The 14425-nt window shown below is 28.9% G+C and carries 15 protein-coding genes; all 15 read left to right on the top strand.

The features are described from left to right. Positions 1 to 131: 131 nt before the first annotated feature. The 15 genes from QIA22_RS01220 (at position 132) to QIA22_RS01150 (ending at position 14423) form a co-directional block, all read left to right on the top strand. Positions 132 to 1076 (top strand): tetratricopeptide repeat protein, encoded by a 945-nt coding sequence (locus QIA22_RS01220; protein ID WP_002656953.1) that lies wholly within the window; start codon positions 132 to 134, stop codon positions 1074 to 1076. A 37-nt stretch (positions 1077 to 1113) separates the two neighbouring features. Continuing rightward, complete coding sequence (greA, locus tag QIA22_RS01215; RefSeq protein WP_301611368.1) at positions 1114 to 3819, top strand: transcription elongation factor GreA; 2706 nt, start codon at positions 1114 to 1116, stop codon at positions 3817 to 3819. Between the two features lie 13 nt (positions 3820 to 3832). Further along, complete coding sequence (recA, locus tag QIA22_RS01210; RefSeq protein ID WP_301611366.1) at positions 3833 to 4930, top strand: recombinase RecA; 1098 nt, start codon at positions 3833 to 3835, stop codon at positions 4928 to 4930. Between the two features lie 14 nt (positions 4931 to 4944). Beyond that, the gene (locus tag QIA22_RS01205) at positions 4945 to 5712 is read left to right on the top strand and encodes a hypothetical protein (protein ID WP_301611364.1); all 768 of its coding nucleotides are present in this window, start codon (positions 4945 to 4947) and stop codon (positions 5710 to 5712) included. Further along, complete coding sequence (locus QIA22_RS01200; RefSeq protein ID WP_301611363.1) at positions 5699 to 6448, top strand: pseudouridine synthase; 750 nt, start codon at positions 5699 to 5701, stop codon at positions 6446 to 6448. The genes QIA22_RS01205 and QIA22_RS01200 overlap by 14 nt, the downstream gene beginning before the upstream one ends. Continuing rightward, positions 6432 to 7097 (top strand): (d)CMP kinase, encoded by a 666-nt coding sequence (gene cmk / locus QIA22_RS01195; RefSeq protein ID WP_301611361.1) that lies wholly within the window; start codon positions 6432 to 6434, stop codon positions 7095 to 7097. Before QIA22_RS01200 ends, cmk begins: the two co-directional genes overlap by 17 nt. Before the next feature lie 2 nt (positions 7098 to 7099). Continuing rightward, positions 7100 to 8755 carry a 30S ribosomal protein S1 gene (locus QIA22_RS01190; protein ID WP_301611360.1) on the top strand — a complete coding sequence of 552 codons (1656 nt, stop codon included), beginning with the start codon at positions 7100 to 7102 and terminating at the stop codon, positions 8753 to 8755. Beyond that, positions 8755 to 9366 (top strand): tetratricopeptide repeat protein, encoded by a 612-nt coding sequence (locus tag QIA22_RS01185; protein WP_301611359.1) that lies wholly within the window; start codon positions 8755 to 8757, stop codon positions 9364 to 9366. Before QIA22_RS01190 ends, QIA22_RS01185 begins: the two co-directional genes overlap by 1 nt. Positions 9367 to 9427: 61 nt before the next feature. After that, positions 9428 to 10150, top strand: a complete 723-nt coding sequence (locus QIA22_RS01180; RefSeq protein WP_301611358.1) for a hypothetical protein — start codon at positions 9428 to 9430, stop codon at positions 10148 to 10150. A gap of 18 nt (positions 10151 to 10168) precedes the next feature. After that, positions 10169 to 10447, top strand: coding sequence for a hypothetical protein (locus QIA22_RS01175; RefSeq protein WP_184125028.1), 279 nt, complete (start codon positions 10169 to 10171; stop codon positions 10445 to 10447). A 208-nt stretch (positions 10448 to 10655) separates the two neighbouring features. Next, entirely contained in the window at positions 10656 to 11438 is a 783-nt protein-coding gene (rpsB, locus tag QIA22_RS01170; protein ID WP_301611356.1) for a 30S ribosomal protein S2, read from the top strand. 3 nt (positions 11439 to 11441) lie between these two features. Then, positions 11442 to 12281: a translation elongation factor Ts gene (gene tsf, locus QIA22_RS01165; protein WP_301611355.1), complete on the top strand. Its 840-nt coding sequence runs from the start codon at positions 11442 to 11444 to the stop codon at positions 12279 to 12281. Positions 12282 to 12318: 37 nt separating this feature from the next. After that, positions 12319 to 12873, top strand: coding sequence for a ribosome recycling factor (gene frr / locus QIA22_RS01160; protein WP_301611354.1), 555 nt, complete (start codon positions 12319 to 12321; stop codon positions 12871 to 12873). A 4-nt stretch (positions 12874 to 12877) separates the two neighbouring features. Further along, the gene (uppS, locus tag QIA22_RS01155; RefSeq protein ID WP_301611353.1) at positions 12878 to 13570 is read left to right on the top strand and encodes a polyprenyl diphosphate synthase; all 693 of its coding nucleotides are present in this window, start codon (positions 12878 to 12880) and stop codon (positions 13568 to 13570) included. Further along, entirely contained in the window at positions 13560 to 14423 is an 864-nt protein-coding gene (locus QIA22_RS01150; RefSeq protein WP_301612191.1) for a phosphatidate cytidylyltransferase, read from the top strand. Before uppS ends, QIA22_RS01150 begins: the two co-directional genes overlap by 11 nt. Positions 14424 to 14425 lie beyond the last annotated feature (2 nt).

Here is a 14425-nt window from a genome sequence, read left to right as displayed (position 1 = left end):
TTATTTTAAAAGAATAATAAATGAAATATTGTTATTTTGCCCTAATTTCTTGTTTGACTAAAAATTGATAAATGATATAATTAAATAAAGTGTAACGGGGGTTTGTATATATTGTTTAAAATGGTGGGGATGTGTCATCAGAAAGAATCGTTGAATTGATTAAAGAGATTTATTTAGATTTTAGAAAAGGCAATTTCAAAGAAGCTTTAGTAAAATCCGAAGAGGCTCATTCTCTTGATTTTGATAATATTGAAATTCTAACAGCTTTGAAAAGTTCTGTGTATTGGAATGGTCAAGTTGAAAGTCTTGATAGAATAGGGCAAGATTATGAAAAGGCAGAATTTTTAATACGAGAGTGGAATAATTTTGCAGGACGATATTTGAAAAAGATGGGTTGTAATTTTTTGCAAGGTCGCAATTCTATAAAATATTTTGTGTTTCAGACCTGTCTTTATATATATAAAAATATATACAAAATGCATCCAGAAAATTTGGACCTTTTAATAAAAATTGCTAAGTCTTATAAAGGCATGGGAAATTATGAGAGAGCAATTAATGTTTTTTTGCAAATATTAGGGGATTTTAAAGATAACTCAGATGTTGTTGCAGAGCTTGCTGATTCTTATGCGTTGGTTGATGAAATTAAAGAGGCTAAAGTCTTATTCAGAGAGGCTTTTTTTATTAATCCTCAAAAGATAGATATATATTCTCTTGAGTCTGATATGATTTTAAGATTAATAGATCTTATTAAGTCTGACAGAAATATTTCAGATGATCTTATAAAAGAATGGATTCCTGTTTATGGCTCTCTTAATGGTGTTTTTAATATTAAAAGAGAGTTAAGGCCTATAGAGCTTGGACAGCTAAAGCAGTCTGTTTACAGTTTGCGCAATGAACTTAAAGAAAAGTCTTATAGATCAATAAATGAGAGCATATTGCTTCCAAGGCTTATTAATAAATATTTTTGGCTTATTGATCATTATGTAAGGATAAAAGAAGATAGAGCACGTATTGATGAGATTTTGTTATACATAAAAGAAATAGACCTAGGTATTTATCAACAGTATGTAAATTAGTTGCTTGATGCTAAAAAATCGATATTAGGAGAGTTTGATGTCTAATGTTACTACCATAGAGAAATTAGATAGTATTTTACAAGAAGATAAGTGGACAAGAATAGTTGTTAATAATTATTCTCTTGCCAAAATAAAAGAATTAGATGATTTGATAGATAATATAATTGATGAAGGCTTAACAGAGGATGTGCTTGATATTTGTGGCAGGCATTTAAAGGACGTTAAAAAAAGCATAGCAGGTCTTTATATTTCTGGAATGCTTATATATAGTAGGCGACCTTTAAATGATATGAATTTACTTGCTGTTATTGATTTGTTTTCTCAAAATTTAAAATGGGCTCTTGTTGAGCATATATGCAACGAAATGCTTTTGATTTCTGAGAATAAGCACGCTCTTTATACTCTTGCAAAAATATATGCTCAGAACAATGAAAATGATAAGCTTCCAAGTATTTGGACTAGAATTGTTGAAGCAGATATTGATGACACTGTGTTTGTTAGACAACTTGCTACTTATTATGAAACTATTGATTTGCAAAAATCAATTTTCTATTTTAGAAAAGCTATTTATCGTTTTATTGATAAAAAACAAATGTCAGGAATCAGAGAAGTATGGGCTAAGCTTATTCATTATGTTTCAGATGATTTTGATTCTTTTTTGCTTATTTTGCAAAAAATTGAAAAAGATCTTGGATTTAAAAAGGCTATAGTTCTTTATGAGGATTTATTTGATTATTATTCTTTGACTGATAATGTTGATGAGACAATAGAAATTTTAAAAGGTATTTTAAAGCTTGATAACAAAAATCATAAGGCAAGAGAAAATTTAGTTAAATTTTTAAGAGAAAGATATAAAGATGTTAAAAATATTGAGGATTATCTCGTAAAGTCTGATATTGAAAATTTAGATAAAAATTTTATTGATGTATATTCAGACTTTGAAAAATATTTGTTTTTTGCAAAGGGTAATTTTGTTTATCATCAGACTTGGTCTGTTGGAATAGTAAGGGATGTAAATGATAACGGCATTATGGTTGATTTTGTTTCTAAAAGAGGTCATTTTATTGGGTTTGATATGGCTATGTCGGCTTTGTCTCCTCTTGACAGAGAAGATATTAGAGTATTAAAGGCTGTAACGCCTAAAGAGGAACTTGCAGATAGGGTAAAAAAAGATATTGAGTGGGCTATAAAGGTTATTATAAAAAGCTATAAAGCTATTGATTTAAAGGGAATAAAAAAAGAGTTAGTGCCAAGCTTGATGACTCAAAGTTCGTGGAATTCATGGAGCTTGAAGGCAAAGCAAATTTTAAAGGATAATCCCCATTTTGTTATGGATTCTGGCAAGCTTGATTGTTATATATATAATGAGAGATCTTCCAATTTGAATGAAAAAATGTATGATAAATTTAAGATTGAGAAAGATTTTTATAAAAGATACGAGATATTTATGAACTATTGTAATGTTAAAGGAATTATTAAGGATTTGCATATTGAAGAAGAGATGCTTAACTATTTTTTAATCTATGTTAACAATTTTACAAAGGTGGATCATCATGTTATAAGTTCTTATGTTATTCTTAAATCTTTAGGTAATTCTTCGGAAGAATTATCATCAAAAGTTAATATAGAAAAAGATGTTAATTTAGAATCTCTTTTAAAGGATTATTCAAAAGGAATAGTGGATCTTTTTGATTCAATTTTGAATGCAGAAATAAAAAAAGAATTGGTTGTTTTAATTAAAAAAGAACTTAGCAATTGGATTTTGTATTACAAAGAACTTTTTCCTCATTCTGTTAATAAGAGATTGGTTGAATCACTTTACAAAGAAGATCCCAGAGAAGTGGAAAAATTATTTAATTATGTTATAAAAAATTATAAGATCTATAAGGATGCTTATATTTGGATTTTGAAGCACTGTAAAACTTATTCTATAGAACTGAGTTATTCAGATTCAGATCTTTTGTCTAATTTGATTAAAATTTTAACAGATAGTGTTATTAAAATTAATAATAAAAATAATTCTGTTGCAAGTAAAAGAATTTATAAAATGGTAATTAATCTTTTAGTTAAAGATGGATATCTTAAATCGGTTTTAGAAGTTACAAGAGATGAAGAACTTGCAAAAAGAGTTTATATGACTTGTTTTTATGTAAAAGATTTCCCCCCAAAGGATCTTTTAGAGATTAAATCTATAATAAGACAATTATTTGATTCGGTTGAGTTTGAAGATGAAAAGATGCAGCTTGCAGGCGAGAGAATGGAAATTGGATTTTTAACCATATTAAGTTCTTTGAACAAAAAGCAAAAAGAGCTTAAACATTTAAAGGAAGTTGAAATTCCAGAAAACTCAAAAGAAATTGGAAAAGCTCGTGAGCTTGGTGATTTAAAAGAAAATGCTGAATATCATTCTGCTAAGGAAAAACAACAGTTTTTGACAAAAAGATTAAACTCCTTAATGTTGGAAATAGAGAATGCAAAAGTTATAGATACTAAGGATCTTCAAAGCTCCGTTGTTGGTTTTGGGACCAAGGTTATTATTTTAAATGAAGCTACAGGTCAAGATGAATCTTATTTAATACTTGGGCCTTGGGAATCAAACCCCGATGAAGGCATTATTTCATATAAATCGCCTTTTGGAGAAAATTTACTTGATTCTAAAGAAGGTGATAGTCTTAATTTTGTTATAAATAATACTGATTTTAGATATTTTGTAAAGAAAATAGAACCCATAAAATTTAGCTAGGAAAAATTTAAGAATGTCAAAGTTAAAAGAAAAAAGGGAAAAAGCTGTTGTTGATATAGAAAGAGCAAATAAAGAGGAAGCTGTTGAGCTTGCAAGAGTTCAAATAGAAAAAGCTTTTGGAAGGGGAAGTCTTATTAAGATGGGAGAATCTCCTGTCGGAAAAGGTATAAAGAGTATGTCAAGTGGATCTATTGTATTAGATGAGGCTCTTGGCATTGGTGGATATCCTAGGGGGCGCATAATAGAAATTTTTGGCCCCGAGTCGTCTGGCAAAACCACTTTGACTCTTCAAGCGATTGCTGAGGTGCAAAAAGAGGGTGGAATAGCTGCTTTTATTGATGCTGAACATGCTCTTGATCCTGTTTATGCAAAAGCTTTGGGAGTTAATGTTGCAGAACTTTGGCTTAGTCAGCCTGATACCGGAGAGCAGGCTCTTGAGATTGCCGAGCATTTAATCAGAAGTGGTGGTGTTGATTTGATTGTAGTTGATTCTGTAGCAGCTTTAACCCCTAAATTGGAGATAGATGGAGAAATGGGGGATTCTCAGATTGGCCTTCAAGCAAGACTAATGAGCAAGGCTCTTAGAAAGATTACTGGCATACTTTCTAAATCCAACACTTGCATTATGTTTATTAATCAAGTAAGGATGAGGATTGGCGTTATGTTTGGCAATCCAGAGACTACTACTGGTGGGAATGCTTTAAAGTTTTATGCATCTCTTAGGCTTGAGGTTCGAAAGATCGAACAAGTAACCAGATCAGGCTCAAGTGATGATGTTGTTGGCAATAAGATTAGAGTTAAGATTGTGAAGAATAAGGTTGCTCCACCTTTTCGCAAAGTAGAATTGATAATTTATTTTGGGAAAGGTATTTCAAGAGAAGCTGGTATTTTAGATGCCGCTATTAAGCATAATTTAATACAAAAAGCAGGTTCTTGGTATTCATTAGGAGATAATAAGTTGGGACAAGGAAGAGAGAGTGTTATTGAGTATCTTAGTAAAGAAGTAGCACTTGCAAATGATTTGGATAAAAGGCTTAGAGAAATAATTTTTAATAATTTTTATCAAAAGGATGATAATTTCATTGAATTTAAAGAAGATGAATCTGAGTAATATGGACAATTCAAATGTCTGAATTGGATAGTTACTCTATCAGTCTTGATAATTTTAAAGGCGGAATAGAGCTTTTTTTTGAATATGTTAGTATGAATAGACATATTCTGAGGACTTTGAGTTTAAATCAAATAATTGAACAATTTATAGCTGTTTCAGGCGACCTTAATATAAGCATTAGGGGATTGATCGATTTTTTTTATCTTGCTAATAATTTGTTTTATTGGAAAACTCAAATTTTATTTCCACTGAAGCTTGACTACAAAGATAAAGCTGATCGAAAAGTTATGCAAAGATTAATATGTTATGGCAAAAATAGAGAAAATGAAAAATTACAATTAAGTCAAACAAAGAATTTTAAATTTTATGACTCAAAAATGATTGAAAAGTTTATTTCTGGCGGTAGTGATAATTTTGTTAAAAATATTAATATTATTGCTAATGATAATAATAAAAAGAAAAATTTGAAGAGAAAGTCTAACGCATTGATGAAAAAAGTTATTAATAAAAATTTTTTGTGTGATAAAAAATTTAAATTTGTTTGCAATAAATATGAATTGAAAATTTTTGAAAAAAAGATGAAAATTATTTCTATTTTAAATAAAGAGAGTAGTGTCATTTTTGATTCTCTTTTAGATTTAAATGCCGATAATTATTCTTTTGAGAGATTTTCTTATTTTTTAGTATCTCTTGAGTTCAAAATGCTTAATATTGTAAATTTAGGATATTTGAATCATAAATTAGTGTTGTATCGAGGTTGTAAAATTAATGATTGCACTTAAAACCCCCAGAGTTCACGTTTTTTTAGCTGCAAAGGGAGTAGGTTCAAGAAGATTTTGCGAGGAGTTGATAAAAAAGAAGCTTGTAAGAGTTAATAACGCTATTGCTAAGCTTGGAGATAAAGTAGCTTTAGGAGACAGAATAATTTATAAAAAACAGATTTTTGTTTTTAAAGATTTTCAAAGTAATAATAGAATTTATCTAGCTCTTAACAAGCCTAAAAATTATTTATGTTCCAATTTTGATGCTAATGGAAGAAAGTTAGCAATAGCTTTAGTTCAACCTTTATTTAAAGAGCGTGTGTTTTCAATTGGTAGGCTTGATTTTAAAAGCTCTGGGCTTTTATTATTCACCAATGATGGTAAATTTGCAAATGATATTATTCACCCAAGGCAAAAAGTTGAAAGAGAATATATTATTGAGTCAAAAAAAGATATTGATGAAAATTTGCTTATTTCTTTTAAATCGGGTATAAAGGTAAAAAAAGAATTTTTTAAATTAAAATCTTATGAAATTTTAAATAAAAATTCTGCTAGATTGATTTTAGACGAAGGAAAAAATAGGGAAATAAGAAAAGTGTTTTTGAGCAAAAATATTTTTTTAAAAAAAATTCATAGAATTAGAATTGGCAATATTAATTTAGATAGTTTAAAGGAAGGTCAAGTAAAAATTGTTCCTTTGTCTAAGATAAATAGTTTGAAATCCAAGCTGGAGAAATTAAATGATAATAGCAATTGATGGACCTTCAGCATCAGGAAAAAGTTCAATTGCAAGAGAGCTTGGTGTAAGGCTTAACTATAAATTTATCAGTTCTGGACATCTTTATAGGATAATAACTTTAATTGCTCAAAGATCTCTTATGAGTAGTAGCGATTTTATTAGTGAGAATAATCTTTTAGATTTGATTCTTGAGAATGATATAAGTTTTAATAATTCCACCTTTTTGCTTAATGGAGAGAATGTTGAAAATCAAATTTTAAATGATAAGATTGATTTTCAAGTTTCTTTTTATTCTTCTTATGTTGGAATAAGAAACATTGTGAATAAAAAATTGAAAGAGGTTGTTAAATTTAGCGACGATAATTATATAATAGAAGGTAGAGATATTACTACTGTAGTTTTTCCAGAATCTGAATTTAAAATATATCTTGATGCTTCTGTTAAAGTTAGAGCTTTGAGACGATATAAGCAAAGAAATGGGAATGAGACTTTAGAAGAATTAGAGCGTACTCTTAAAAGAAGAGATGATGTTGACAAGAAAAAACAATATGGTAAGTTAAAATTATCAAAAGGGGTTTTTTACCTTGATACAAGCTACAAAGGATTAGACGATGTGTGTAATATTATAATAAAAAAGTTTAATTTGAAAAAAGTAAGAGAGAGGTGAGAATGGAAAATCAAAAAGATTTACAAGAAAATTATTTGAAAGTACTTGAAAGAGTAGAACTTGGAAGTCGTGTTTCTGGGACGGTTGTTAATATTATGAAGGATTATGTTCTAGTAGATATTGGTTATAAATCGGAAGGCTTTATCAAGATTGAAGAATTTGAAAATGTTCCCAAAATTGGTGATAAACTTGAAGCAATTGTTGTAAGAATGGGCGGAGAATTAGGTCTTATTTTAAGCGTTGAAAAGCTTGATTCTTTAAATTTTCAAGATAAAGTATATGAATATATTCAAAATAAAAAAGTAATTAAAGGCAAAGTGTTGGTTGAACTTCCAAATGGCTATAAGATTCAAATTAATGAAAATGTTTCTGGCTTTATGCCTTTTTATTTAAGCTCTAAGTCTAAGGATGAGAAATTAAAAAGAGGTTCTGTTGTTGAATTTTATATCCTTGAAGCAAGCGAAGCGGACGGTTTGAGACTTATTCTTGATAGGCGTACTTTAGAAAAAGAAAGAGATCTTGCCAAGAGAATAGAGCTAGTAAGTTCTTACAATGAAGAAGATATTGTTGATGGTGTTGTTGAGCGTATTACGGAATATGGTGCTATTGTAAAAATTAAGAATTTTGTTACAGGAATTTTGCATAAAAGAAATATTGCCTTTAATCAAGTTGAAAATATTGAAGATTTTGTTAGAGTTGGTGATAAGTTAAAGTTGAAAATTATTAAGATAAATCCACAAACAGGCAAAATGGAATTGTCCCTTAAGGCTTTAAAAGCAAATCCTTGGGATTCTGTAGATGTTAAATATAAAATTGATAGCATTGTAAAAGGGAAAGTTGTAAAAATTTTGCCTTTTGGGGCTGTTATTGAGCTTGACAGCGAATTGTCAGGATTTTTGCATATAAGTAATTTTTCTTGGATAAGAGTAATAAAAAGCCCTCAAGAATTAATAAAACTTGGCCAGATTGTAGAAGTTAAGGTTTTAGAGATAGATAAAGAAAATCAAAAAATATCCCTAGGTATTAAACAGATCAATGAGAATCCTTGGGAGAGATTAACTGAGAAATATCCTATTGGGAGAGTTGTTCAAGGAATTGTTACTAATATTACAAAAGCGGGTGCCTTTGTGAATATTGAAGAGGGTATAGATGCTTATGTTAGCAAATTTGATATTTCTTGGCTTGAAGAGATTGATCCTGAAGAATATTTCAAGATAGGTGATTTAGTTAATGGCAAAGTGCTTGAAGTTGACAGACGAAAGAGAAATGTTAGATTAGGAATTAAACAGCTAGAAGAAAGTCCTTGGGAAGATTTTTCTAAAAGCTATAAAAAAGGCGATGCTATTGAGGTTGAGATTGTAGAGAAAAAATCAAAAGGCTTTCAGGTAAGAGTTTATAATAAAATAATGGGATTTATTAGTAAAATTCAATTAGGGGATACAAAAGAATCTAGTTTAGAAACTTTCGAAAAATTAAATGTTGGAGACAAACTTAAAGTGGTAATAACAAGCATTGACTCTAAAGACAAATCAGTGCTGCTTTCTTATAGGGAGTATGAAAATCAAAGATCAAGAGAAGAGATTTCTTCTTATTTATTTAAGGGCAATGATGAGGAATCTTATAAGCCATTTGAGAATTTACTAAAGAGGGATGAATAATGGCTAAAAATAAGCTTTTATTTTTCTTTGTTGCTATTATTTTTATGCTTATATCTGTTATTGTTGTTTTTTATAATTCTTTAGGTAAAGATTATGTAAAGAGTGGCGGAGAAATAGTAGAAAATCTTGAAAAAGATTTAAATGATTATTTAAAAGAAAATGATACCAAAGAGAGAGAAAAAATATTTCTTAGGATAAAGGAACTTATTGCAAAGGAAAAAGAAATTTCATCTTATTTTATTTCAAGGTTTTATTTGGCCAGAGCTGTTTATTTTCAAAGCCAAGCACAGTATGATGAGGCTATTAGGGATTTGGATATTGTTATTAAGGCAAAAGGTGTTGAAAGTGAAATTGCTTTTCTTAATAAAGCTTCAGTTTATGAAAAAATGGGATTAAAAGAAGATGCTTTGTTAGTTTATGAAGATCTTATTAATAGTACTAGTTTGGATTTTTTAAAGGTAAGAGCTCTTTTGAGTAAGGCAATATTGATTGAGGAAAAAGATAAGGATCTTGCTGTGAAAGTATATGAAGAGATTGTTAAGTTCCCGTATGAGAATAATTTATATATAAATATAGCAAATAATAAAATTTTAGAACTTAAGCAAAAATAATTTGTATATTTTTTTTGGGGGAGGTTTTATAATTTTTTTTATCTTATATTTTGTATTTTGTATGGGGTTTTTTGGGTGTGGTCTTGACAACATTTTAATATTTCCTTCACCAGAAAAGGTTGACAATCGAATTTCAAGAGATTCTGTAGCTTTTTTTTTACCAGCGGGTTATTTTTCCAATCAAGCAGCTGGTAAATTAAGAGGTTTTGATATATATTACAAATTTTATCCGGAAGGTGCCAATTATCATATAAGTAGTTTTCAAAAAAGCGTAGAAAAAGATTTTGAGGCCTTAAAGGGTGTTTTTGACAATGTTAGTGAATTTAACAATAGAGGGTTTTATAAAATAAATTTGAGTTCTACTATTTATTCGGGTAAACCTGTTTTTAAATTAAATAAAGAGTGGGTAGATAATAAGTTGCCTTTATACTTTGAAATAAATTTTGGGGAATTAAGAAAGGATGTTCCTGGTGAGGCTTTCATTATTGTGAGAAATGGAATTACTTCTTCATCTGCTATTCTTGAGAAGAAAAACATATATAGGTCTTATATTAACAAAGGAGAATATGTGGGTTTTTCAAAATCTATTAAAAAGTCCAATTTTTCAGACAAAGAGAAAAGACCAATTGATCTAAAACATATAAATGAGGATTTTTTTACAAAAGATATTGCTCCTAAGTATAATTTGGTAATTTTTGTTATGGGTGTGGGCAGCATTGTTGATGATGCTTATAGCGTTCTTATTAATCTTGGAGATTTGTCAGGATTTAGTTTGTCTGATTAGTTATTTTTAAGGGGGAGCATGATAGTATTTTTTTCTCATTTGATTTTAACAAACATTGTTATTTCTTTTTTGGTAAGCTTTTTTGTTATGTTTTTAAACATATTAAATTTTAAGTTTTTAGTAGTTTATTTAATAAGCTTTTTAGGTGGAATTGTATTTCTGTTTTTTATTCCTTTTTTCTATTCTGATTATTATGAAAGGCAAATAGATTTTGTTCTTTATTTATTTCCTATTTTGGGGTCAGTTATTTTAATAGGTTTGATTAAATTCTCTGAAAGAAATAAGAATGATTTGTAAAAGAATGATTTTTTAAAGAGTTGGATATTAATTTAGCTTTTAATATTTTTTATTAATATAATTTGTTGATAATTTTATTAAAGGGAATGGTGTTTATTTGAGGTGGACTTATTAATCGGATTGTTTTATTATATTCTTATAAAAGAAGGGATAATTTCCGCCGTGTGTTTTCATGGTGAGTAAAAGAGAAGGATGATAGGAGGTTGATTTGGCAATTGTTACGATGAAGAGCCTATTGGAGGCCGGAGTTCATTTTGGTCATCAAGTAAAAAGACTTGATCCTAGAATGAAAAGATTTATTTTTTCTGAAAGAAATGAAATACATATTTTAGATCTTCAAAAGACTTTACAGGGTATTAAAGATTCTTATGAGCTTGTTCAAAGGGTAATAAAAGATGGTAAAAAAGTGCTTTTTGTTGGAACCAAAAAGCAAGCTAGCGAGATAATAGAACAAGAAGCAAGAAGAAGTGATATGCCATATGTAAACAATAGATGGCTTGGGGGTATGCTTTCTAATTTTAATACCATTAGAAAATCTGTTCAAAAATTAAAAAAGCTAGAAAAGATGGAAGTTGATGGAACTTTTGATATGATAAGTAAAAAAGAGATCTCACAGCTTAATCGTGAAAAATTAAAATTAGCTAAAAATTTAACAGGTATTAAAGATATGGAAACACTTCCTGGTGCTATTTTTATCATTGATCCTAAGCGGGAGCAGATAGCTATTAATGAGGCTAGAAAATTAAAAATCCCCATTATTTCTGTGGTTGATACGAATTGTAATCCAGATGTTATTGATTGTCCAATTCCTGGTAATGATGATGCGATTCGTTCTGTTGCTTTGTTTACCAAAATAATATCTGATGCTATCTTAGAAAGTGATAAAGAGGTTGGTATTCAGATAATTGAAAATTTAAATGAAGAAGATTTGATGAAAGAAATTGAAATTAAAAATGACAAAAGTGATTCTATTGAAGAAGGGGGAGAGTAATTTATGAGTATTATTAGTCCTCAAGATGTAAAAAAACTTCGAGAAGAAACTAATGCCGGTTTTGGAGATTGTAAAAAAGCTTTATCTGCTGCTGGTGGAGACTTTGAATTAGCTAAAAAGAAACTTAGAGAAATGGGAATTGCATCTGCTGAGAAAAGACTAGATCGAGATGCAAAAGAGGGTAGAGTATTCTCATATTCAAATAATATTCATGCTGGGCTTTTGCTTGTTTCTTGTGAAACAGACTTTGTTGCTTTAAATCATAATTTTGTTAATTTTGGCAATTCTTTGATTAAGGAATTGGTAGAAAGCGGAAGAGATTCTTTAACTACTTCTCAAGAGTTAGAGCTTAAAAATTTAGCAGCTACAATAAAAGAAAATATTCAGGTTAAAAAAGTTTTTATTACCGAAATTCAATCTAATGAATTTGTAAAAATTTATTTGCATGGCGAACAATCTAAGATTGGTGTTTTAGTTAAATTAAAAGTAGATGATTTTTCTAAAACCGAAGATAAAATGTTTCAAAATTTTGCCATGGATTTGGCTTTGCATGTGGCCGCTTTTGCTCCTGTTTATTTGAAAAATGATGATGTTTGTCCAAATTATATTAAAGAGCAAGAAGAGATATTTACCAAACAATTAGAATCTAGTGGTAAGCCAGAAAGTATAGTCAAAGGTATAGTTGCAGGAAAGATTAAAAAACATCTTGCTGAGATTTCTCTTCTTGAACAAAGTTTTGTAAAGAATGATAAAATTACTGTAAGGGAAATGCTTGAAGAGATTTCAAAATCAATTTCAAGCAAGATAGAAATAGTTGAGTTTAAGTATTTAAGAATAGGGTAGATAATGTACTGCTTTTTATCGGCAAGGAGTAGTTTATATGGAAGATTATAAGGCTTTTCTAGATGAAAAGATGAGCAAAGTTCTTTTATCACTTGATAATGAATATAAAACGCTAAGAACAGGCAGAATTAGTAGTAATATTTTTGATAAAATTTTTATTCAATACCATGGCCAAAGAACACCTATAACTCAGGTGTCAAGTATTAGAATTCCTGAAGCAAGGCTTGTTGTTATTCAACCTTGGGATAAAAGCATTTTAAATAAAATAGAGCAAGCCATACTTAATTCTGATCTTTCTATGAATCCTTCAAGTGATGGTTCAGTTATTAGAATTAAAGTTCCAACTTTAACTAGTGAAAGGCGGCAAGACATTGTAAAGCATGCTAAAAAAATAGCAGAAGAGCATAAAATTTCAACTAGAAATATACGACAGGATTTAAACAATAGGGTTAAAAAACAAGAAAAAGAATCGGAAATTACAGAGGACAGTTTAAAAAGAATTTTAGATGATATTCAGAAATCTACAGATATTTATATTAAAAAGATTGATTCTATTTTAGAATCTAAAATTCAAGCAATAATGGAAGCTTAAATCCATGAATAAAGGTTCTCTTCCAAGTCATGTTGGAATCATTATGGATGGCAATAGAAGGTGGGCTTTAAGTAAAGGATTATCTTCTTTGGAGGGTTATAAAGAGGGTCTAAAAAGAGCAAAAGAAATAGTTAAGCATTCTTTAAGAGTAGGCATTAAGTATTTATCCTTTTATGTATTTTCTACTGAGAATTGGAAAAGGGATGTTTGCGAGATAGAAAAGTTGATGTTTTTAATTGCTAACTATTTGAGAGCTGAATTTGATTTTTACAAAAAAAATGGAATAAAAATAATAGTTTCAGGAGATTTTGAGTCTTTAAGCGAAGAAGTAAAAAGTTCTATAAAAGATTCTATTAGCTTTTCTAAAAATTTCAATAACCTTATTTTAAATTTAGCAATCAATTATGGAGGTCGTAATGAAATACTTAGAGCTGTTAAAAAAATTGTTTCAAGTGATTTTGATTTAGAGTCTTTAAATGAGAATGCTTTTTCCAGTTTTTTGGATAATCCAGAGCTTCCCGATCTTGATCTTTTAATACGTACAGGTGGAAATATTAGAATAAGTAATTTTTTCTTATGGAGGATTGCTTATTCTGAATTGATTTTTTCAAATGTTTTGTGGCCTGAATATTATGACAATAGATATAGTAAGGATTTGGAATGTTTCCAATTTAGAAAAAGAAATTTTGGGAGATGATTTATTGAGTAAGATTAATAGATTTGCTTTTTTTGCAAGGTTGGGAACATTTCTATTTTTTGTTCCTTTGATTTTATTTTTAATATTTTTAGATTTTAAAAATTATTTATTCCTTAATATTTTAATTTTTATATTTAGTGGTTTTGCGGCAAAAGAAGTTAATGATTTATTAAAATTAAAATTCAAATCGTCAGGACTTTCGAGCATATTATCTTTTTTTTTAGGGTTTGTTCCTCCAATTTTAACGTATATTCATTTTAATGTTTTTTATTTAGGCATGAATTTAATATATTACTTGGTTATAGCTTTAGTTTTTAGCAATTGGATTGTTAATTTGATATTTATTAAAGAACATGAGATTGGAAATTTTTTGTCTCAAGCATCGTCAATACTTTTTATACTTATATATCCCGGTGCATTAATGTCTTTTACGGTTTCTATTACAACTTTACCCAAGGCGCCATTTTTAATGTTAATACTTTTTGCTATGGTAAGTGGAAATGATACTTTTGCATATCTTTTTGGTTATTTTTTAGGGAAAAACAGTTATCGTCCCACTATTATTAGCCCAAATAAAACATTAATGGGATTTTTGGGGGGCATTTTGTTTTCTGTGTTTACTGCTATATTTGCGGTTGTTTTTAGATTAATAAATTTAAGCTATGGAGAATCTATTATTTTGGGCATTTTGATTGGAGTTTTTACCATTATTGGCGACTTGTTTGAATCAGGATTAAAACGAAGCGCTGGAGTAAAAGATTCTGGGAAAATTGTTCCTGGTAGAGGTGGGGCTCTTGATTCTATTGATTCTTTTCTTTTGACGGGCCCGATATTTTATTTATACTTATCTTAGTG

Source organism: Borreliella kurtenbachii, assembly GCF_030437945.2.
Taxonomy (GTDB): domain Bacteria; phylum Spirochaetota; class Spirochaetia; order Borreliales; family Borreliaceae; genus Borreliella; species Borreliella carolinensis.
The sequence above is the reverse complement of the archived record's forward strand: the minus strand, read 5'-3'. Positions and strand labels throughout refer to the sequence as shown.

Coding starts and splice junctions, on each gene's coding strand:
- greA (WP_301611368.1), top strand. CDS start 1,114: ATGTCTAATGTTACTACCATAGAGAAATTAGATAGTATTTTACAAGAA.
- recA (WP_301611366.1), top strand. CDS start 3,833: ATGTCAAAGTTAAAAGAAAAAAGGGAAAAAGCTGTTGTTGATATAGAA.
- QIA22_RS01205 (WP_301611364.1), top strand. CDS start 4,945: ATGTCTGAATTGGATAGTTACTCTATCAGTCTTGATAATTTTAAAGGC.
- QIA22_RS01200 (WP_301611363.1), top strand. CDS start 5,699: ATGATTGCACTTAAAACCCCCAGAGTTCACGTTTTTTTAGCTGCAAAG.
- cmk (WP_301611361.1), top strand. CDS start 6,432: ATGATAATAGCAATTGATGGACCTTCAGCATCAGGAAAAAGTTCAATT.
- QIA22_RS01190 (WP_301611360.1), top strand. CDS start 7,100: ATGGAAAATCAAAAAGATTTACAAGAAAATTATTTGAAAGTACTTGAA.
- QIA22_RS01185 (WP_301611359.1), top strand. CDS start 8,755: ATGGCTAAAAATAAGCTTTTATTTTTCTTTGTTGCTATTATTTTTATG.
- QIA22_RS01180 (WP_301611358.1), top strand. CDS start 9,428: ATGGGGTTTTTTGGGTGTGGTCTTGACAACATTTTAATATTTCCTTCA.
- QIA22_RS01175 (WP_184125028.1), top strand. CDS start 10,169: ATGATAGTATTTTTTTCTCATTTGATTTTAACAAACATTGTTATTTCT.
- tsf (WP_301611355.1), top strand. CDS start 11,442: ATGAGTATTATTAGTCCTCAAGATGTAAAAAAACTTCGAGAAGAAACT.
- frr (WP_301611354.1), top strand. CDS start 12,319: ATGGAAGATTATAAGGCTTTTCTAGATGAAAAGATGAGCAAAGTTCTT.
- uppS (WP_301611353.1), top strand. CDS start 12,878: ATGAATAAAGGTTCTCTTCCAAGTCATGTTGGAATCATTATGGATGGC.